This window comes from Ralstonia pickettii, from assembly GCF_016466415.2.
GTDB classification, from domain to species: domain Bacteria; phylum Pseudomonadota; class Gammaproteobacteria; order Burkholderiales; family Burkholderiaceae; genus Ralstonia; species Ralstonia pickettii.
In genome coordinates this window covers 2,237,792-2,257,684 of record NZ_CP066771.1, presented here as the reverse complement: position 1 = coordinate 2,257,684, position 19,893 = coordinate 2,237,792, and the positions used below count along the sequence as shown (strand labels likewise).

Below are 19,893 nucleotides of genomic sequence, written 5' to 3'. Positions count from 1 at the left end.
CCATGAAACAAATCACCGCCATCATCAAGCCCTTCAAACTGGACGAAGTGCGCGAGTCGCTCGCCGACGTGGGGGTGACCGGCCTGACCGTCACCGAGGTCAAGGGCTTCGGCCGCCAGAAGGGCCACACCGAGCTGTATCGCGGTGCGGAATACGTGGTCGACTTCCTGCCGAAGATCAAGATCGAGGTGGTGGTGGCCGAGAGCCAGGTCGAAAACGTGATCGACACGATCGTCAAGGCGGCCAAGACCGGCAAGATCGGCGACGGCAAGATCTTCGTGATGCCGGTGGAGCAGGTGATCCGCATCCGCACCGGCGAGAAGGACGAAGCAGCGGTCTGAAGCTGCAATGTTTGGCCGGCGCTCGCGCCTGGCAGCGTGGGTCAACGCGGCAGGGTGATGTTCCAGCGCAGCGTCACCAGCCGCCCGATCACGATCGCCAGCGTGGCGATCACCACGGACACGCTCGGCAGCAAGTCCGTGTGCGTCAGCCCGACGTAGAGGAAGCACCCCAGAAACGCGCACGTTGCGTACGGGTGATTGTCCCGCAGCAGCATGGGCACTTCATTGCAGACCACGTCGCGCAGCAGGCCGCCAAAGGCCGCCGTGATCACGCCCATCATCACCGACACGAAGACCGGCACGCCCGCATCGAGCGCCAGTTGCGTGCCCAGCACGCCAAAGAGCCCCAAGCCGATGGCGTCGGCCACGATCAGCACGCGGTCGGAAACCAGCTGGCTCACCAGCCGGATCACCCAGTTGGCAAACAGGCTCATCACGAACAGCGCAAGCAGGTATTGCTCGTGCTCGATCCAGTAGAACGGCCGCCGATCCAGCAGAAGATCGCGCAGCGTACCGCCCCCAAACGCGGTCAGGAACGCAACGATGAACGCGCCCACAGCATCGAGCCGACGCCGTTTGGCCTCTGCCAGCCCCGAGATGGCAAACGAGAAGACCGCGAGGATCTCCACCCAGTGCATCACCAACTGCAGGCGCGTTACGTGCATGTGTGTCCCGTCTGACTGCGATCAGGAGCCGTACGGCTGGCGCAGCAGCACGAGCACGGCGCCCGCGCCGCCCGCCGTGTTGCGCGGCTCGACGAAGGCGATCACCTCTTCCTTCTGCACCAGCCACGAGCGCACCTTGCCTTTGAGCACGGGCGTTTTGTCGGGCGAGCCGAGACCCTTGCCGTGGATCACGCGCACGCAGCGGATGCCGCGCTGCACGGCACGGCGCAGGAAGGCGGCCAACGCCTCGCGGGCTTCTTCGCGGCGCATGCCGTGCAGGTCGATTTGGTCTTGCGTGGCCCACTCGCCTCGGCGTAGCTTTTTGAGCACGTCGTCGCCAATGCCCGGGCGACGGTAGGACAGCGTGTCGTCGGTTTCGAGCAAGTTGTCCACATCGAACTCATCCGACAGGGAATCGCGCAGGACGGTCTGCTCTTCGGCGCGCGAATGCACGGGGTCCGGCGCGGGCGGATTGCGCGGATGTTCAACGCGCTTGTTCTGGCGCAGGGCGCTCACCTCGCCGATGCTGGCTCGGAACACGTTGGCCTCTTCGGCGGCCTTGCGGGCGGCGGCTTCAGCGCGCTGCCGCTCGGCTTCGCGTGCCTCCGTCTCGTGTTTGAGCTGGTCACGCAGACTGACCAGGTCGGTCAGGCTGAGCTTGTTGGCGGAGGAAGAAGCGCGTTTCATGGTGAAGGGCGGGCGAGCACGTCGGGTGGAGCGTCTATCGATTATACGAAGGCGCCGCACACGGCAAAACGGCCGATGGTCACCCATCGGCCGCGTTGTCTGCGCCCGGGAGACCCGGGGCGATGAAGCTTATTCCAGGCTTTCCAGGTAGCGCTGGACGTCCAGCGCAGCCATGCAGCCGGTGCCGGCGCTGGTGATGGCCTGGCGGTAGATGTGGTCCTGCACGTCGCCGGCGGCGAACACGCCCGGGATGTTGGTGGCCGTGGCCATGCCGTCCAGGCCGCTCTTCGTGCGGATGTAGCCCGTGTCGTTCATGTCGAGCTGACCGCGGAAGATGTCGGTGTTCGGCTTGTGGCCGATGGCGATGAACACGCCAGCCACCTTGACCTCTTCGACCTTGCCTTCGTTCTCGTTCGTGCCCTTCAGGCGGGCGCCCGTCACGCCGGAGTCGTCGCCCAGGATCTCGTCGAGCACCATGTTGGTCTTGATTTCGATCTTGCCTTTCTTCTCCTGCTCATGCAGGCGGTCGATCAGGATCGGCTCGGCGCGGAACTTGTCGCGGCGGTGGATGAGCGTGACCTTGCTGGCGATGTTGGCCAGGTACAGCGCTTCTTCCACGGCGGTGTTGCCGCCACCCACCACGGCCACTTCCTGGCCCTTGTAGAAGAAGCCGTCGCACGTTGCGCAGGCAGACACGCCGCGGCCCGCGAAGGCCTCTTCCGACGGCAGGCCCAGGTATTGGGCCGAAGCGCCGGTGGAGACGATCAGCGCATCGCAGGTGTATTCGCCCGAATCGCCTACCAGGCGGATCGGCTTTTCCTTCAGATGCGCGGTGTGGATGTGGTCGAACAGCACTTCGGTCTTGAAACGCTCGGCGTGCTCCAGGAAGCGCTGCATCAACTCGGGGCCTTGCAGGTGTTCCTTGTCAGCGGGCCAGTTTTCCACGTCGGTGGTGGTCATCAGCTGGCCGCCCTGCGCCAGGCCGGTGACCAGCACCGGGTTCAGATTGGCCCGGGCAGCGTAAATCGCGGCCGTGTAACCGGCGGGGCCGGAGCCAAGGATCAGCACTTTTGCGTGTTTTGCCATGATGCGTTCTTTGTGTGCGCGGCACGAGGGGTGGAGCGCCGCCGTGCAGGCTAGGTGAGGGTGATGGGCGCCATTATAAAGTGGCACCCCCTCGCCCGCCCGGTTGTAAATTCCAATGGCGGTGATAGGGCCGCGTTACAATCCTTGGCATCGTACTTGTGCTGTCCCAAGCCGCGCGGTCTCGCCCGAGCGGCACATCCGTCTCTCCGCGTCTCCCGCATGGCTCGAGCTTCCACCACTCCGACAACCCGCACCGATCCGTCCGCACTGCCGTCCCGCATTGGCCGGCTGCTGGGGGAGGTCCGCTGGTTCCTGATGCTGGCGGTGACCATCGCCTTCCTGATCATTCTCCTGTCATACAACCGGGCCGATCCCGGTTTCACCCACGCCAGCCAGGTCGACGAGATCCGCAACCTGGGCGGCCGCGTGGGCGCGTGGCTGGCCGATCTGCTGCTGTTTGTCTTTGGCGCGTCCGCCTACTGGTGGGCTGTTCTGCTCGTGCGCAAGGTCTGGCGCGGCTGGCGCGAGCTGATGTCGGACGAGCGTCTTCCGCGCACCTCCACGGCGCGTGTTGATGCCAGTGTCACGTGGATCGGCTTTGCGCTCATCCTGGCTTCCAGCATGGGCTTGGAAGCCATTCGCATGTACTCGCTGCACATGAAGCTGCCGCGTGCACCGGGAGGCGTGCTGGGCGATGTGATCGGCGGTGCGATGCAGCATTCGCTGGGCTTCACGGGCGGCACGCTGGCGCTGCTGTTTGCATTCCTGGTCGGGCTGTCGCTGTTCTTCCATTTTTCGTGGCTGAACCTCGCCGAGCAGATCGGTGCGGGCGTCGAGATGCTGTTCGTCGGCTTCAAGACGCGCCGGGAGAGCAAACAGGACCGGGCCATCGGCGAGGCGGCCAAGGTCGAGCGCGAAGAAGTGGTCGAAACGCGCCGCGTGCGCATTGAAGAATCGCCGCCGGTGCAGATCGTGCGCCCGACCGCCGTGGTCAAGAGCGAGCGCGTGGAGCGCGAAAAGCAGCAGCCGCTGTTTGTCGATATTCACGATTCCGACCTGCCGCCGCTGGCGCTGCTCGATCCGATCCCGCCGGTTGTGGAGACCGTCAGCGCCGAAACGCTGGAATTCACCTCGCGCCTGATCGAGAAGAAGCTCAAGGATTTCGGCGTGGAAGTGCAGGTGGTGGCGGCCTATCCGGGCCCGGTCATCACGCGCTACGAAATCGAACCTGCCACGGGCGTCAAGGGCAGCCAGATCGTCAACTTGGCGAAGGACCTGGCGCGTTCGCTGTCACTGGTGTCGATCCGCGTAGTCGAGACGATTCCGGGCAAGAACTACATGGGCCTGGAGCTGCCGAACCCGAAGCGCCAGGCGGTGCGCCTGTCGGAGATCCTTGGTTCGCAGGTCTATAACGAGAGCGCATCGCAGCTTACGCTGGCGCTGGGCAAGGACATTGCCGGCAAGCCGGTCGTAGCCGATCTGGCGAAGATGCCGCACTGCATGGTGGCCGGCACCACGGGTTCCGGTAAGTCGGTCGGCATCAACGCGATGATCCTGTCGCTGCTGTACAAGGCGAAGGCGGACGCGGTGCGCCTGATCCTGATCGACCCGAAGATGCTGGAGTTGAGCATCTACGAAGGCATTCCGCACCTGCTGTGCCCGGTCGTGACCGACATGCGCCAGGCCGGCCACGCGCTCAATTGGGCCGTGGGCGAGATGGAGCGGCGCTACAAGCTCATGAGCAAGATGGGCGTGCGAAACCTGGCCGGCTTCAACAAGAAGATCGAAGAAGCCGCCGCGCGCGAAGAAAAGATTGCCAACCCGTTCAGCCTGACGCCCGACGCGCCGGAGCCGCTCGACAAGCTGCCCATGATTGTCATCGTGATCGATGAGCTGGCCGACCTGATGATGGTGGTCGGCAAGAAGGTCGAAGAACTAATCGCACGGATTGCGCAGAAGGCGCGTGCCGCCGGCATCCACCTGGTGCTGGCGACGCAGCGTCCGTCGGTGGACGTGATTACGGGCCTGATCAAGGCCAACGTGCCGACGCGGATCGCGTTCCAGGTCAGCAGCAAGATCGACTCGCGCACCATTCTCGACCAGCAGGGCGCCGAGGCACTGCTCGGCATGGGCGACATGCTGTATCTCGCGCCGGGCACCGGCCTGCCGGTGCGGGTGCACGGTGCGTTCGTGTCGGACGAGGAAGTCCACCGCATCGTCGATAACCTCAAGGCGCAGGGTGAGCCGAACTACATCGAAGGGATTCTCGAAGGCGGCTTGGCTGATGGCGAGGGCGGCGTCGATGGCTTTGGTGGCGGTGCTGGCCTTGTCGGTGCGGGCGGCGGTGAGGCTGATCCGCTGTACGACCAGGCGGTCGACGTGGTGCTCAAGAACCGTCGCGCGTCGATCTCGCTGGTGCAGCGCCACCTGCGCATCGGCTATAACCGCGCCGCACGCCTGCTTGAGGACATGGAAAAGGCGGGCCTTGTGTCTGCCATGTCCGGCAACGGCAACCGCGAAATCCTGGCGCCCAACCGCAACGGCAACGTCGTCGAAGAGGAATGACGCTGCCCGCATTTGCAGTTACATCGCGTTACCGCGCGGGCGGAATGTTCCGGCGCGGCCGGCCACTAATAACAAGATCAACTGAAACCGGAATTCCTATGTTTGTGTTGAAAGCACGTCACCTGATGGCCGCCGGGCTGGTCTCGCTGGCGGCATGGTCTGCCGGCGCCTACGCGGGGGCAGTCGAACAGCTCAACGCCTTCGTGAGCAACGTCAGCACCGCGCGCGGTGAGTTCGTGCAGCGGCAGGTGAAGGGCGGCACCAACGGTAACCCGCTGCGCGTGGCCGGCACGTCCAGCGGCGATTTCGTTTTCTCGCGCCCGGGCCGCTTTGTCTGGCGCTATGTAAAGCCGTACGAGCAGCAACTCTCGGCCGACGGCCAGACGCTCTACATCTTCGACAAGGACCTGAACCAGATCACGGAGCGCAAGCTTGATGCCTCGCTGGGCTCCAGCCCGGCCGCCATCCTGTTCGGCAGCAACGATCTGGCCAAGAACTTCACGCTCAAGGAAGGCGGTACCAAAGACGGCATCGACTGGGCTGAACTTACCCCCAAGGCCAAGGACACCCAGTTCGAACGCATCGCCATTGGTTTCCGCAGCGGCGAGCTGCAGGGGATGGAGCTGCGCGATGCCTTCGGAAACACGACCTTGCTGACGTTCTCGAACATCCAGAAGAATCCGCAACTGCCGGCCAACGTGTTCCGCTTTACGCCGCCCAAAGGGGCCGACGTCATCAAGCAATGACGCGTGCAGGCCGGCGCCGTTGCTGTCCTAGACCAGGAGACCGACCATGCCTTTGCCGTTCACCACGTCGCTGCACCGAGCCGCCGCCGTAGCCGCTGCAGCGTCAGCGGCAGCCGTGTTTGCGGGATGCGCCTCCACGGGTGCGTCCCGTTTTGACGTCGATTCCTTCCTTACCGCGCCTGACACGGTGCTTGCCGAGGCCTTGGTCAACAAGGATTTCCTGCACGCGACCGAGCTGCCAGGCGCCGAGTGCAGCGCCTTGGTGAAGGGGCACGCTGGGCAGGTCGTGCCGATCCAGGCGCCGGTCGATCCGCGTCTGCCTGAGGCTGCGGCGCACCAACCGTTCGTGATTCAGCCACCGGCCAGCGAGAGCGTCTGGCTGCTGCTGCGCGGGCCCAACGGCACCCAGTCGTGTCATGGGCCGCTGCCGGCCAAGGCGTTCATGGAGTTGGTGCAACGGGCATCGAACTGACGGCTTGCCGTTTTCCTAGGCGTGGGCCGCTTTCATGTCGGCGATGAAGGCGGCCAGCAGATCATTGCGCCGGGCGTCGCGGCGCACCACCATGTCGAACGGCACCTCGTAGCGCATGGCAGCGGGTGCCAACGGCGTCAACAGGCCCTGTGCCACATACGGCGCCGCAAAGTGCTCCGGCAGGTAACCCAGGTGCCGGCCTGAAAGCACCAGCATGGCCACCGCTTCCATGTTGTCGGCCACTGCAGTCACCGGCCGCTCGGCTGGCGACCCCGCCGCATCGGGCAGGGGATAGCTGCGCCACGCCCACGCGTGCGCCAATGCCTGCGCGGGCGTCACGTCCCCGGCCTTGCTGAACAGCGGATGGCCGCGCCCCGCATACGCAAGCTGTGTCTCGTGGAAGATCGTGGTGTAGTCCAGCGCCGGCACACGGTGCCAGAAATAGCCGATCGCCATGTGGATCTTGCTGTCGAGCAGCAGTCCTTCCAGCTCCCCGGGCGGGCGCACCGAGACCGTGAAATGCACGGATTCATCGCGCTCCCGAAAGCGCTCGATGGCCTGGCTGATACGCGCATTCGCGTTGACGGGCGCATGGCCGATCAAGCCGAGATTCAACGTGCCGACGAGCGTGCGACCCACCTTGCGGGCCTCCGCGCTGAAGACGTCGAGTGCGCCCAGCAGCTTGCGTGCGGAATCGACGAAGCGTTCGCCGCGCGCGGTGAGCCGGAAGCCGCTGCGGCCGCGCTCGCATAGCCGATAGCCGAGTCGCGTCTCCAGCGTGGACAGCTGCGTGCTGATGGTGGATTGCCCCACGTTCAGCGTTGCCTGGGCAGGGGTGATGCCGCCCGCGTCGACCACGGCGAGGAATACGCGGATCAGTCGCAGATCAAGATCGGAAGCTTGTCCCAGCACGGTGGTCGATACATCGATATATATCGATGTTTGATTCGGAGATTTCGCATTCTACGTGCGAAATCCATCGGCAAGAATGCAGTGTATTGACACTACTTACATCGTTTCGGGACGATGTGACCATGCGACTGCCATGAACGACCGCGCCAACCTCTTCCAGCCCGCTTCGGGTAACGCCATGCCGCGTTTTGGCGGCATTACCACCATGATGCGGCTGCCTGCCGCCACGTCTGCCGCCGGGTTGGACGCGTGCTTTGTCGGCGTGCCGTTCGACCTTGGCACGTCCAACCGCAACGGGGCGCGGCTCGGGCCCCGGCAGATCCGCGCAGAATCCGTCCTCCTGCGGCCGTACAACATGGCCACGCGCGCTGCGCCGTTCGACTCACTGCGCGTGGCCGACATCGGCGACGTGCCGACCAACCCATACAACCTGCATGACTCGATCGCGCGCATTGAGGCGGCTTACCGGGAGATCATTGCCGACGGCTGCCGGCCGATCGGCCTGGGCGGTGATCACACCGTCACGCTGCCCATCTTGCGTGCGATGCATGCCAAGTACGGCCGCATCGGCCTGATCCACGTGGATGCGCATGCCGACGTCAACGACACGATGTTCGGCGAGAAGATCGCGCACGGCACGCCATTTCGCCGCGCTGTGGAAGAAGGGCTGCTCGATTGCAGCCGCGTCGTGCAGATCGGCCTGCGCGGTACCGGCTACGCGGCCGAGGATTTCGACTGGTGCCGTGAACAGGGCTTTCGCGTGGTGACCGCCGAGGAATGCTGGCACCGCTCGCTCACGCCGCTCATGGAAGAGGTGCGCGCTCGCGTACAGGGTGGCCCCGTCTACATCAGCTTTGACATCGACGGTATCGACCCCGCCTATGCGCCCGGCACCGGTACGCCGGAAATTGGCGGCCTGACCGTGCCGCAGGCGCTGGAGATCGTGCGCGGCGCACGCGGCCTCGACATCGTCGGGGCGGATCTGGTCGAGGTGTCTCCGCCGTATGACCCGTTCGGGACGACGGCTCTGCTGGGCGCCAACTTGGCGTTCGAGATGCTATGTGTGCTGCCCGGCGTCGAATACCGAGCCTGATGCGACACCTATAAGAACGGAGAGGAGACCCATGCAAACAGCGCAATCGACGGCCCAGCCGCGCCGTGCGGCGATGGCATCGTTCATCGGCACCACGATCGAGTGGTACGACTTCTACAGCTACGCCACGGCGGCTGCACTTGTCTTCGGGCCGCTGTTCTTCCCGGGAGAGAACCGCTTGCTGGGCCTGCTGGCTTCGTTCGGCTCATTTGCCATCGGGTTTCTCGCCAGGCCCATCGGCGGCGTGCTGTTCGGTCGCATCGGCGACAAGCTCGGCCGCAAACGGGCGCTGATGGGAACACTCAGCCTCATGGCCATTGCCACGGTGCTGATCGGCTGTCTGCCCACCTATGCGCAGGCCGGCTGGATTGCGCCGGTCGCGCTGGTGGCGTTGCGCGTGCTGCAAGGCATCGCCGTGGGCGGCGAGTGGGGCGGTGCGGTGTTGCTGGCCGGCGAACACGCGCCGAAGGGCCGGCGCACGTTCTTCGCGTCGTTCGCGCAGCTGGGCAGCGCCGGTGGCCTGATCCTGTCGATGCTGGCGTTTTCCGCCGTCAGCCGGCTCGAGCCGGAGGCCTTCCTGGCGTGGGGCTGGCGCTTGCCCTTCCTGGCGAGTGCCGTGCTGCTGGCCGTGGGCTTTGTCATCCGCATGTCGGTCAACGAATCGCCGGCGTTCGAGGCGATGCAGGCGTCCGGCGACGTGGCGAAGCAGCCGCTGGCGGAGGCGCTCAAGGCATGGCCGCTGATCGCGCTGGCCATCGGCGCCAACGTGTACGGCATCGCGGGCGTGTACTTCAGCAACATCTTCATGATTTCGTATGCCACGCAGTACCTGCAGCTCGATCGCGCGATGATTCTCGACTGCATGTTCTGGGTGGCCGTGCTGCAGTTCTTCGTGCAGCTTGGTGCGGCCACGCTGGCCGACCGTTTCGGAACGCGCCGCATGCTGGTCATCCTCGCGGCCTTCGCGATGGTCGTGCCGTTCATCATGCTGCCGCTGGTCCGCATGGGCGAGGCGCATACCGTGTTTGCAGGCGTGGCCATCGCAACGCTGGCCGAGTCCGGCTATTACGCGATCATCGCGGGCTTTGTCAGCGGCATGTTCGCGGCACGCATCCGCTACACGGCGATCTCGTTGTCGTATCAGGTGTGCGGCGCCTTTGCGGGTGGCCTGACTCCGCTGCTTGCCACGGTGCTGGCAGATCGCTTCTTCCCGCTGTGGTGGCCGATGGCGATCTTCTATGCCGGTTTTGCGGCGCTGTCGCTGATCTGCGTGCTTTCGATCGGCCGGAGCAGGACGGCCGCAGAGGCGTCGGCGTTGGACGTACGCGCCGCCTGACGTTGCCGGGGAAGCGGCCGGCGGGCGGATTCTGCGACAATCCCTGCATGAACGCTTCCGCATCTCTCTTCCCGGACGCGCCCGCCCACATGCCGCTGGCCGAGCGCCTCCGCCCCCATTCCGCCGACGATGTGATCGGCCAGCAGCATCTGCTGGGGCCCGGCAAGCCGCTGCGCGTGGCTTTCGCCTCCGGCGAGCCGCATTCGATGATCCTCTGGGGGCCGCCCGGCGTTGGGAAGACCACGCTCGCGCGGCTGATGGCCAATGCGTTTGACGCAGAATTCATCGCACTTTCCGCCGTGCTGTCTGGCGTCAAGGACATCCGCGAGGCCGTGGAGCGTGCGGAGCAGTTTCGCGCCAATGGCCGACGCACGCTCGTCTTCGTCGACGAGGTCCATCGCTTCAACAAGAGTCAGCAGGACGCTTTCCTGCCGCACGTGGAAAGCGGGCTGTTCACCTTCATCGGCGCGACGACGGAAAATCCCTCGTTCGAAGTGAACGGCGCATTGCTCTCGCGTGCTGCGGTGTACGTGCTCAAGAGCCTGTCGGACGACGAGCTGAAGCAGCTTGCCGAACGTGCTCGCCAAGAGCTGGGCGGGCTGGAGTGGACGCCCGCCGCACTCGGTGCCATCGTCGCGTCGGCCGACGGCGATGGCCGCAAGCTGCTCAACAACATTGAGATCGTCACCCGCGCCGCGCGTTCGCAGGCCGAGGGCGATACCGTTCCGGTGATCGACGAGGCGCTTCTGGCCTCTGCGCTGTCAGAAAATCTGCGCCGCTTCGATAAGGGCGGCGACGCCTTCTACGACCAGATCAGCGCGCTGCACAAGTCCGTACGCGGCTCCGATCCGGACGGTGCGCTGTACTGGTTCTGCCGCATGCTCGATGGCGGCGCCGACCCGCGCTACCTCGCGCGCCGCATCGTGCGCATGGCGTGGGAAGACATCGGCCTGGCCGACCCGCGCGCCGGCCGCATCACGCTCGACGCAGCGGAAACGTACGAACGCCTGGGCTCGCCGGAAGGGGAGCTGGCGCTAGCACAGGCGGTGATCTACCTGGCCATCGCGCCAAAATCGAACGCCGGGTACAACGCCTACAACGCGGCGCGGGCTTTCGTCAGCCAGGACAAGTCGCGCAACGTGCCCGTGCACCTGCGCAATGCGCCGACCAAGCTGATGAAAGAACTCGGCTACGGCCATGCCTACCGCTACGCGCATGACGAGCCCGAGGCCTACGCCGCTGGCGAAACCTACTTCCCCGACGATTTGCCGCCGCAGAACTGGTACGTGCCGACGCCGCGCGGCCTGGAAGGCAAGATCGGCGAGAAACTGCGGCACTTGCGCGAGCTGGATGCGCAGTGGCATGCCCAGCACGACAAATCCTCCCGCAACAAATAAGCCCCACGGGCCGGTACGATAAAATCGGTCTTTTCGATCGTTCAGATCGCTCGCAATCTCCGGTTCTTCTTTTCCCACCATGCTTGATATCCAACTGCTGCGCAAAGACATCGACGCCGTCGCCGCGCGCCTCAAAGATCGCGGGTACGTGCTCGACGTTGCCGGCTTTGCCGCACTCGAGGCGGAACGCAAGGCCATCCAGACCCGCACCGAAGAGCTGCAGGCGCGCCGCAACAGCCTGTCCAAGCAAATCGGTGTGCTCAAGGGCAAGGGCGAGGACGCATCGGGCGTGATGGCCGAGGTGTCGGGCATCGGCGACGAGCTGAAGGCGTCTGCCGCGCAACTCGACGTGGTGCAGGCGAAGTTGCAGGACCTGATGCTGTCGATCCCGAACCTGCCGCACGAAAGCGTGCCGGCCGGACGCGACGAGACGCAGAACGTGGAAGTACGCCGCGAAGGCACGCCGCGTACGTTCGACTTCCCTGTCAAGGACCACGTCGATCTGGGCGCCGCGCTGGGGCTGGATTTTGATGCGGGCGCCAAATTGTCGGGCGCACGATTCACCGTCCTGAAAGGGCAGGTGGCGCGCCTGCATCGCGCACTCGCGCAGTTCATGCTCGACACGCACACGCTTGAGCACGGCTACACCGAGGCGTACGTGCCGTACATCGTCAACGCTGCTTCGATGCGTGGCACGGGCCAGTTGCCGAAGTTCGAGGAAGACCTGTTCCGCGTGCCGCGCAAGATGGGGCACAGCGCCGAAGGCGAAGACGGCGAACGTGTCGAGAACTTCTACCTGATCCCGACCGCCGAAGTGCCGCTCACGAACCTCGTGCGCGATGAGATCGTCGCCGCCGATGCGCTGCCGATGATGTTCGCGGCGCATTCGCCGTGTTTCCGTTCCGAAGCCGGCTCGTACGGCAAGGACACGCGCGGCATGATCCGCCAGCACCAGTTCGACAAGGTGGAGATGGTGCAGATCGTGCAGCCCCAAACGTCGTTCGACGCGCTGGAAGCCATGACGAACGCCGCGGAGAACATCCTGCGCAAGCTGGAATTGCCGTTCCGCACCGTCGTGCTGTGCACCGGCGACATGGGCTTCGGCAGCACCAAGACGTACGACATCGAGGTGTGGATTCCGGCGCAGAACACCTACCGCGAAATCAGCTCGTGCTCGAACATGGGCGACTTCCAGGCGCGCCGCATGCAAGCGCGTTTCCGCAACGCGCAGGGCAAGCCGGAACTGGTTCACACGCTCAACGGCTCGGGCCTCGCGGTGGGCCGTACGCTGGTTGCCGTGCTGGAGAACTACCAGAATGCGGATGGCTCGGTCACGGTGCCGACGGTGCTGCGCCCGTATCTGGGCGGCCAGGAAGTGCTGAAACCGGCTGCTTGATGGGTTGTGTGGGCCCTCTTGATTCGGGCCGTAAAATTCTGTTATAGTCGCGGTTTCGCGATTCAGCGACCCAGTTACCGGAGAGGTGGCAGAGTGGTCGAATGTACCTGACTCGAAATCAGGCGTACCGGCGACGGTACCGTGGGTTCGAATCCCACCCTCTCCGCCAGCAAGTCCAGCGCCCCCGTCAAACGGGGCCTGGTTCGAACAAAGCCCCGCCCTTGGCGGGGCTTTGTCGTTTACGCGTTCTCGGCGGTACAGATGGCCCAAGTTTTTAGGGGTTTGAGGGCGCCATTCTCAGCGCGACAGTACGGCGGTACCGTTAGGTGGTTTGGACACCCCAATATCGGGGTTGTTAAGCCGAAGCGAATCCCAGCAGCGCGCGCCGGGCAGCCCAATCGATGGGCAACGGGACGCTCTGTTTGAGCGTATCCGAGGTCAGGCTTGGCGGTTGGGCACCGTCTAACATGGCCCGCACAATGTCAGGTGCCAGGAATGCCCGCCGGGGCTTACGGCGTCTTGATCGCCCCGGACGAGCCGTCGTGGATAAAGCCAACGGGCGCCAATCCCTGGGCCGATGAGGTGGTCTTGGTCAGGACCCGACCACGTCGGCGCCATTGCCGCGGACGTACGGCACCGGGCCGATCCCGCGTGCCGCCGCGAGGGCCTCGATCGCGTATCGGATCGAGACCGCGTCATTGAGCCAGTGGATCGTGCCGTCCTCGTTGAAACTGACTTGCGCGCCTTCGATCCAGGCGATAGTGAAGGTGTCTTCGGTGTTGTCTTCGGGGGTGTAGAAGGTATGCACCGAGCCGCGGGCTCGTACAGGTAGGAGCCCGCCGTCTGCGGCTGGTCGGGGTACTCGTGATACTTCCAGCAGCCCTGGATCGTCCACACCTGCGCTGTACCAGTGTGGTAGTGAATCCCCTCAGCAGTACCAGTATGGTGGCGTCGGTTCGCTGCCGTTCCGGCCTCTGCGGCACAAGCAAGGGCGAATCAGACTCGCCGGCGACGCCGGGCGTGGCGAACCAGATCGACAGCCAAGACCAAAGAGCGCCGTACTGCAGTCTGGGTAGCGGGGAGCAACCCTAGAGCGCGCGCCATGGGCGTTTGCTGCTGACACGGAGGCAGGCCCCATGCCGAGAAGGATGTGTGGGATGTTCGGCAGCGCATCGGCAACGGCCTCGCGCAAACAGAGCGCTTCGTTGCTGCCCTGCAGAATCTGATTTCCGCCAGCAATCAGCTATGACTGTGGGCCCGACGAATCCTTCTCTTCGATCATGGATTCCAGCAGCAAATCGAATGGCGCGCTAGACACCTTGAATATGCCTTGGTACGGATGGGTCAATTCCAGTATCAGAAAATTGGCGCTCGCGATGGCGATGGCACCCAATAGCAGAAAAAACAACGCGAGCACACTGCCGCTGCTGAGGCTTCCATAAAGAAAGAACAGCAAACAGGCCCATCCAAAAACAATGACAAGAAGCAACGTCGGAACTTGGCTAGAAAGGCTCCTGACAATATTGGATTGAATGGAAATGAAGTTGCTGGAGAATTGCCGGATTGAGTTTAGATCGTCACGAGTAATATTTCTGAACGCCTCGGAGAGCCTGTTGATCTCCAGTACCGTCTCGACATCTTCGGACAGATGGCTGTAGCTGACCTCTCCGCCATGCTTCTTGCTCTCACGGGGCCAGTATCGTCGCAGCAAGCGAACAACCATCTGCCGCAGCATAAGCCTTGGCTTATCAGACACATCAGGAAATTGCTTCAGTAAGAGGTCGATATTGGCGACTGAATTGATCAGTGAATTAAAGTCGGCCTGATGGCTGTTGAAGGTGGTGTAGGAGGAGGATACAAGGAGGCCTAAAACAATGGCAAAAAGAGTGCCAATCAAACCGGAAACCGATCTGATTACATCCACTGAAAGACTGATTTCGGCGGGGAGCAGCTTGTGTACATAGCCCCCGGCAATTGCACAGGCAAAAGTAGCTATGGCAATTGCAATGCAGCGACCAAGGATGTTCATTCGGATCGTTCGTTCGGGTTAGTTTCGTTCATTTTGCGTCCGCCATCGCTGGCGGGGCATTGCTATTCCATCTGATCAGCCGTTCTATGAGCGCACGCAAATCCTGGGTCTGGATTCCGTGCAAATTAACACCGCTGCGTCACTGAGTCTCTTCGACACTATTGCTCGTCAGTATCCCGATCCTGCGCAAGGAAGGAAAATCCGAATCCAGGCAATCGTCGCAGGTGCAGGACGATTCCAATGGCAACCGCGATGGCGTACGCCACTAAGCCGATTCCGGTGAGGCGTTGATCGTCCATCAGATAACTGGCGCACAGACGGGTCGGTGTGTCATGAAACAGCAAGCCCACCGTGGCGAGCATCCAGATCAGGTTTCCAGCAAAGAAAACCAGCCCCCCGCCGGGCGCGCGCCGCAGCCCATGCTGCAGAGCGCCGCCCGCAATAAACAGCGATGCCAGCTTGGCAGCATCGATGCCGGCATCAAGCCGGGCCAGATCGAGTCCCAGTGGCACCATCCAGAACATGAGGCACAAAGTTGCACCGAGCAGAGGCACCAGCCCCATGTGCATGATTGCTTCAAAGGCGCGGCCATCGCCAATGCGTCGCGAAACCATGCGTGACGCTGCAAATCCCGATGCCATTACGAAAGGAAACTCAGCAAGCATCTGCAATGCCATGGACGATTCGACGGCGTTGCGGATCGGCGCCAGCAATAACACGGCAGGCAGGAAGACGGCGCACCACTCGACCCATGTGCGGTGGAGAGAGAACTGCGTTGCGGAATACCGGGCGGCGAGCTTCATCGCAGCACCTGCTGAGCCGCCGTCAACGCGGCATCGAACGCGCTGTAATCGTAAAGACCGAGGACGACACCACGCGCGTCGATGAGATGAATCTCGCCGTTGTGCACGTATCCGCCGAGCCCGTCGGGAATGGCAACCACATCGAGCGAACGCAATAGCGCTTCCTTTGATTCCGTGGTCAGCGGAGCGCCGATGCGCCAGATTGCTGGGTCGGCATGTTGCTGGTTGCCATATGCGCCTAGGCTTCGCGCATCGTCATGAGCGGGATCAATGGAAACCGACAGGAGCTCGACGCGGCCCGCCAGCGCTCCCGTTTTCACACGTTGCTGGAGTTGAAAGAACTCCGAACCCAGCGCCGCGCATACTGTGGTGCACCGCGTGTAGATGAAATCCACCAGATAGACATGCTCGTCTCGGGACGTTGGGGTCCACGGCACAAAACTGCGGCCGCGTTCATCGCGAAGCTCCACGGGTGGTGCAATCAGACTTCGGTCCGCAGACATCATGCTGCGGCGGTCATCCAAGGTCCAGACCTTGAAACCTGCCGTCAAGCAATACAGTGCGATGACGAAGGCGATGCTCAGTACCAGGCAGCCAGCCCCGGCCGCCCAGAGGCCGGGCGCCTTCGACACCGGGCCTTGCTGGCGCCTTCCGGCATGTGCCTCTCGCGAATCACGCATTCCCTATCTTCATTTGCCTGCCGAACTGCAAGAATCCCGACCAATCAACGGCCGCCGTGTACTGCCCGGGCTTTCGTGGATCGCTTGCATGCGCCATCCCTCATCTGCGCCCAGGTACGAAAAAGTCATGCGTGTAGATTCCCTCGGGCTTTCTTGGCTGGCGAGCTACCCAATTCATCAGCGGGCACTCGCCATGCCTGCCTGACTAAGCGGCACTCAGTGATCGGCAGAGCCGGGCACGCGCAGCCTGATCATTCGTCTTTTCCATTTACCACTTGAGCTTGCCCAGTTCGTCGTCTCCGTTATAAGGAGCGGTTTTTTCTTTGGTCGCATCGCGCACCTGGGTGACCGCTTGCGCGAGGATGGGTGGCGCAGCGTTGCCCCACTGGCTCCTCACATAACCCAACACGGCCGCAATCTCGGCGTCGCTGAGCTGGTCGCTGAACGAGGGCATCGCGCCATTGAACTTGGCGCCCTTGACGGTCAGCGGGCCAGTGATGCCGTGCAACACAATGGCCGCCACGGTCTCGGGGCGCCCTTGCACCCATTCCGAGCCGGCCAACGGGGGGAACACCCCGGGCAAGCCTTGCCCCGTCGCCTGATGGCAGGCCGCGCAGCGTGAAGCGAACAGCGCCGCGCCGTCAGTAGCGCCGCCGCCACCCGCTTTCCCTTTTTCAAGATCGGCCACGGTCCGGCTGTCCCCAAGACTGGCAGGGACGTTGATCGGGGAATTCGCGATGTAATAGATTCCCCACACAACAAGCGCCGCAACCAGCAGCTTGATGCCCAGGGGAATGGGAGTCTGGGATTCACCGGGCTCGGCATGCTCCCGCTCCTCTTGCGGGGTTGGCCGGGGGGCGGACTTGTCGTTCAGCATTGTCGTGGCTCCGCCGGGCTAGTTGGCAGCGACAGGCTTGGCAGCCTTGCTGGCTTGACCACCCGGCGCGGCAATTGCTGCATACGTATGGTCGAGCGACTTCAGGTACGCGACAAGATCAAGCGCATCGGGTGTCGCGACGACAACCTTGCCGGCCGGGGCTGCGCCCGGAGGCAGCGTCACTACGCGGTCTCCTTGGTCAGCTGCGTCTTTCACGTCGAACAGATATGGGTAGCTCGGCATGATGCTCTGCGCGACGTAGGCCCGCGGCTGGTACAGGTGTCCGAGGTGCCAGTCCGCGCTGGGCTGGCGTGCGCCGATGTTGAAAAGATCGGGGCCCGTGCGCATCGTGCCGAGCAGATGCGGGTGATCGTAGTAGTAGTCTGCCGCCACCGACGCCCGACCCCAGCCACGCTTGGCGTCGGGTGCAAAAGCGGCATCCCGAGGTTGCTGCGAATGGCAGTAGATGCAGCCGTTGCTGATATAGACCTGACGCCCACGCAGTTCTGCTGCGGTGTACGGCTTGAGTCCCGGGAGAGGCTTCAGTTCATGCAGCTGCAAAAAAGGTAGCACCACCAATGCACTGGTCGCCAGCGCCAGCATGAACATCCCCGAAGCGATCAGGAAGGTGACGCTTCTCATGAGCTGGCTCCCGATTTGGTCGCACCAGCGAGAGCGAACATCGCCGGCTTATCCCGATTCGGGCCCAGCCCAAGGATGACGCACGCAAAGTGAATGATGAACAGCAGGTGCCCGAGCACCATCAAGCCGCCCCCCACAGAGCGAGCCTCCAGGTACGGCACCGTCAGCACAACAGAATCGATGAACGGCCGTGACGCATCCAGCATGGCCAATCCTTGAAGCAGGCCCGCGATGGTCAAGGAGACGAAGTAGATGCCGATGCCGATGGCTGCCAGCCAGAAATGTGCTGTGATCAGGCTCGGGTAAGGCCACTCACGCTGCGTAACACGCGGAACGATGAAGTAGATCGAGCCGAAGAAGACAAAGCTCACGAATGCGTAAAGCCCCAGGTGCGCGTGACCGACGGTGTAATGCGTAAAGTGCGTGATGACATTGACGCTGCGCAGCGCCTCGAACGAGCCCTGGATCGAGCTCAGCGTGTACATCATCCCGCCAAAGGTCACGAAGCGCAGCGTCGGCGAGTACAGCAGCGCCTTGAAATTCCCCCGCATCGTCTGATGCAGGTTGACCGAGAACGCGATCACCGGAATCAGCATCATCATGCTCTGCACGATGGACAGCGTGATCAGCCAACCGGGGACGGGGCCGCCCACAAGATGGTGGCCGCCAACTTGCCCATACAGGAACGCCAGCGTCCAAAACCCGAGCAAGGACAGGCCGTACGATTGAATTGGTTTTCCGATGATCTTGGGCAGGAAGTAGTAGATGGACGCCAAGGCAAGCGGCGTATAGAACAACCCCAGCACGCTATGCCCAAACCACCAGTTCATGGTCGCCTGCTCGACCCCGAAATGAACGTAGGGCACCTTGGCCACCAGGTACAGCACAGGGAACCAGAAGAGCGCGCACCCCATGTACCAGACGGAGACATAGAGATGACTGACCCGGGTTGCCAGCAGTGTCAGCACCAGGGGGATGCCGACCAAGGCGCCCCCCACGGCAAACAGAATGCCGATCTGCCATGGAATCTCCAACCATTCGAGCCCATCGGACAAGCCGGCAGCGATGCTACCCAGTCCGGCAACGACGCCCGCATTCCACAACAGTGCACCCAAGACCGCGAACGTTCCACCCACCAACGGAGTCTTGAGCACGCGGGGCAAGACAAACTGTGTAATACCGAGGCCAGCCATTGGCGCCCAGCCATACGCCACGGCATTCAAGTGGATGGTGCGGATGCGCCCGAATGATAGCCACGCCTGAGAGGCTAGCGCATCAGGAAGATGCAGCTTGAGCGATGCGGTGAGCCCTGCCAGGGAAGCCACCAGCAGCCACAGCATCGCACTGCACAAGAACACGAAAACGACCAGCGACGATGAACGGTCGGCTGCTGCGCGCGCAGCTAGGTCCTCGTCGAGCGTTGCGAAAGCCGCAGCCTTCTCGGCGACCGCGCCGACGGTTTCAAGTGCGGTCCGCTGTTCGCCAGTTGCGGCGGGCTCTTCGGGCCGACCGATCTCGCCGCGGCCGAAGATGATGCTGGCGGCCCGTTGAGAACCATCCAGCAGTCCGTAACGCGTGCTCACGATGAACATGAGCAGGCCGATTACAGAAATGATGAAGGCAGGCAAGAGTATCGAGACTGTACTCATACCATCGGCTCCGTTAGTCATTTTTTACGCCAAGACGGCGGAGCACCGCAACAGGTAACACTCCTACAGTTTCCTGCAGCCGGAATCATCCCTCCCCAGAGGATTCGAATTTCAATCTAGGCGATCAACGAAAGTTTGCAAAGGGAGGTGTTAATAACGCCCGCAAGCTTGGCCGGTCAAAGAGAAGTCGGCCAAACGGGGTGAACGCATGAAACGGGCGGACCTGAACCGGGGTTCCTGTCCTGGAGCGTGTTCATCGGCTATTCGCTTGATTACCTTTCCCCGCGTTCTCCTGCCGGCTTCCCCAACGGCAAGAGAGCTTTGCCACCGTCTACGTCATGCCGCCTGACATGTAGGGGACGGCTACACGTGCCGCACCTGAACACCATCGCCCACGCCTGTCTGAAAGACATACCCACGCGACCGCTGGTCCGCAAAGCGTCCTAAATCGCCGAGCGGCTTCCGCATCGCTGGAAACCCGCCCCCCCCCCGGACCGACCAGATAGTTTCAAGTGCC

19 protein-coding genes and 1 tRNA gene are annotated in these 19,893 nt (G+C 63.1%); 9 read left to right on the top strand and 11 right to left on the bottom strand.

The window, feature by feature from the left end; genetic code table 11:
• Window positions 1-2 precede the first annotated feature (2 nt).
• Window positions 3-341, top strand: a complete 339-nt coding sequence (locus RP6297_RS10650) for a P-II family nitrogen regulator (protein WP_004631293.1) — start codon at window positions 3-5, stop codon at window positions 339-341.
• A gap of 41 nt (window positions 342-382) precedes the next feature.
• Here the strand turns inward: RP6297_RS10650 and RP6297_RS10645 are convergent, their stop codons facing one another.
• From RP6297_RS10645 to trxB, 3 genes are all read right to left on the bottom strand, one after another.
• Window positions 383-1,006 (bottom strand): trimeric intracellular cation channel family protein, encoded by a 624-nt coding sequence (locus tag RP6297_RS10645; RefSeq protein WP_037028273.1) that lies wholly within the window; start codon window positions 1,004-1,006, stop codon window positions 383-385.
• A 21-nt stretch (window positions 1,007-1,027) separates the two neighbouring features.
• On the bottom strand, window positions 1,028-1,693 hold the full coding sequence (locus tag RP6297_RS10640; RefSeq protein WP_037028276.1) for a Smr/MutS family protein: 666 nt from the start codon (window positions 1,691-1,693) through the stop codon (window positions 1,028-1,030).
• A 129-nt stretch (window positions 1,694-1,822) separates the two neighbouring features.
• Window positions 1,823-2,779, bottom strand: coding sequence for a thioredoxin-disulfide reductase (gene trxB, locus RP6297_RS10635; protein ID WP_037028277.1), 957 nt, complete (start codon window positions 2,777-2,779; stop codon window positions 1,823-1,825).
• Between the two features lie 219 nt (window positions 2,780-2,998).
• Here trxB and RP6297_RS10630 point away from each other — a divergent pair, with 219 nt between their 5' ends.
• From RP6297_RS10630 to RP6297_RS10620, 3 genes are all read left to right on the top strand, one after another.
• Window positions 2,999-5,344: a DNA translocase FtsK gene (locus RP6297_RS10630; protein WP_037028279.1), complete on the top strand. Its 2,346-nt coding sequence runs from the start codon at window positions 2,999-3,001 to the stop codon at window positions 5,342-5,344.
• Between the two features lie 98 nt (window positions 5,345-5,442).
• Window positions 5,443-6,090: an outer membrane lipoprotein chaperone LolA gene (gene lolA / locus RP6297_RS10625; RefSeq protein ID WP_037028280.1), complete on the top strand. Its 648-nt coding sequence runs from the start codon at window positions 5,443-5,445 to the stop codon at window positions 6,088-6,090.
• Window positions 6,091-6,136: 46 nt separating this feature from the next.
• Window positions 6,137-6,562, top strand: a complete 426-nt coding sequence (locus RP6297_RS10620) for a hypothetical protein (RefSeq protein ID WP_037028281.1) — start codon at window positions 6,137-6,139, stop codon at window positions 6,560-6,562.
• A 15-nt stretch (window positions 6,563-6,577) separates the two neighbouring features.
• Here RP6297_RS10620 and RP6297_RS10615 read toward each other — a convergent pair whose 3' ends face one another.
• Complete coding sequence (locus RP6297_RS10615; RefSeq protein WP_397467832.1) at window positions 6,578-7,420, bottom strand: LysR family transcriptional regulator; 843 nt, start codon at window positions 7,418-7,420, stop codon at window positions 6,578-6,580.
• A 187-nt stretch (window positions 7,421-7,607) separates the two neighbouring features.
• Between RP6297_RS10615 and speB the strand changes: the two genes are divergently transcribed.
• From speB to RP6297_RS10590, 5 genes are all read left to right on the top strand, one after another.
• Entirely contained in the window at window positions 7,608-8,567 is a 960-nt protein-coding gene (gene speB, locus RP6297_RS10610) for an agmatinase (protein ID WP_037028283.1), read from the top strand.
• Between the two features lie 31 nt (window positions 8,568-8,598).
• The gene (locus RP6297_RS10605; RefSeq protein WP_037028285.1) at window positions 8,599-9,903 is read left to right on the top strand and encodes an MFS transporter; all 1,305 of its coding nucleotides are present in this window, start codon (window positions 8,599-8,601) and stop codon (window positions 9,901-9,903) included.
• Window positions 9,904-9,992: 89 nt separating this feature from the next.
• Window positions 9,993-11,300 (top strand): replication-associated recombination protein A, encoded by a 1,308-nt coding sequence (locus RP6297_RS10600; protein WP_037028287.1) that lies wholly within the window; start codon window positions 9,993-9,995, stop codon window positions 11,298-11,300.
• Window positions 11,301-11,379: 79 nt separating this feature from the next.
• Window positions 11,380-12,696 carry a serine--tRNA ligase gene (gene serS, locus RP6297_RS10595; protein WP_037028289.1) on the top strand — a complete coding sequence of 439 codons (1,317 nt, stop codon included), beginning with the start codon at window positions 11,380-11,382 and terminating at the stop codon, window positions 12,694-12,696.
• Between the two features lie 79 nt (window positions 12,697-12,775).
• Window positions 12,776-12,865, top strand: a tRNA-Ser gene (locus RP6297_RS10590).
• 423 nt (window positions 12,866-13,288) lie between these two features.
• Here RP6297_RS10590 and RP6297_RS10585 read toward each other — a convergent pair.
• The 7 genes from RP6297_RS10585 to RP6297_RS10555 form a co-directional block, all read right to left on the bottom strand.
• A complete protein-coding gene (locus RP6297_RS10585; protein WP_223293234.1) occupies window positions 13,289-13,504 on the bottom strand; it encodes a cupin domain-containing protein in 216 nt (71 codons plus the stop codon).
• 435 nt (window positions 13,505-13,939) lie between these two features.
• On the bottom strand, window positions 13,940-14,725 hold the full coding sequence (locus RP6297_RS10580) for a bestrophin-like domain (RefSeq protein WP_012762509.1): 786 nt from the start codon (window positions 14,723-14,725) through the stop codon (window positions 13,940-13,942).
• A gap of 158 nt (window positions 14,726-14,883) precedes the next feature.
• Complete coding sequence (locus RP6297_RS10575; RefSeq protein ID WP_012762508.1) at window positions 14,884-15,528, bottom strand: hypothetical protein; 645 nt, start codon at window positions 15,526-15,528, stop codon at window positions 14,884-14,886.
• Window positions 15,525-16,208, bottom strand: coding sequence for an SCO family protein (locus tag RP6297_RS10570; protein WP_012762507.1), 684 nt, complete (start codon window positions 16,206-16,208; stop codon window positions 15,525-15,527). The genes RP6297_RS10575 and RP6297_RS10570 overlap by 4 nt, the downstream gene beginning before the upstream one ends.
• A gap of 268 nt (window positions 16,209-16,476) precedes the next feature.
• Complete coding sequence (locus tag RP6297_RS10565; RefSeq protein WP_037028293.1) at window positions 16,477-17,085, bottom strand: c-type cytochrome; 609 nt, start codon at window positions 17,083-17,085, stop codon at window positions 16,477-16,479.
• 18 nt (window positions 17,086-17,103) lie between these two features.
• Window positions 17,104-17,727: a cbb3-type cytochrome c oxidase subunit II gene (locus tag RP6297_RS10560; RefSeq protein WP_037028299.1), complete on the bottom strand. Its 624-nt coding sequence runs from the start codon at window positions 17,725-17,727 to the stop codon at window positions 17,104-17,106.
• A complete protein-coding gene (locus RP6297_RS10555; protein WP_037028301.1) occupies window positions 17,724-19,376 on the bottom strand; it encodes a cbb3-type cytochrome c oxidase subunit I in 1,653 nt (550 codons plus the stop codon). Before RP6297_RS10555 ends, RP6297_RS10560 begins: the two co-directional genes overlap by 4 nt.
• Between the last annotated feature and the right edge of the window lie 517 nt (window positions 19,377-19,893).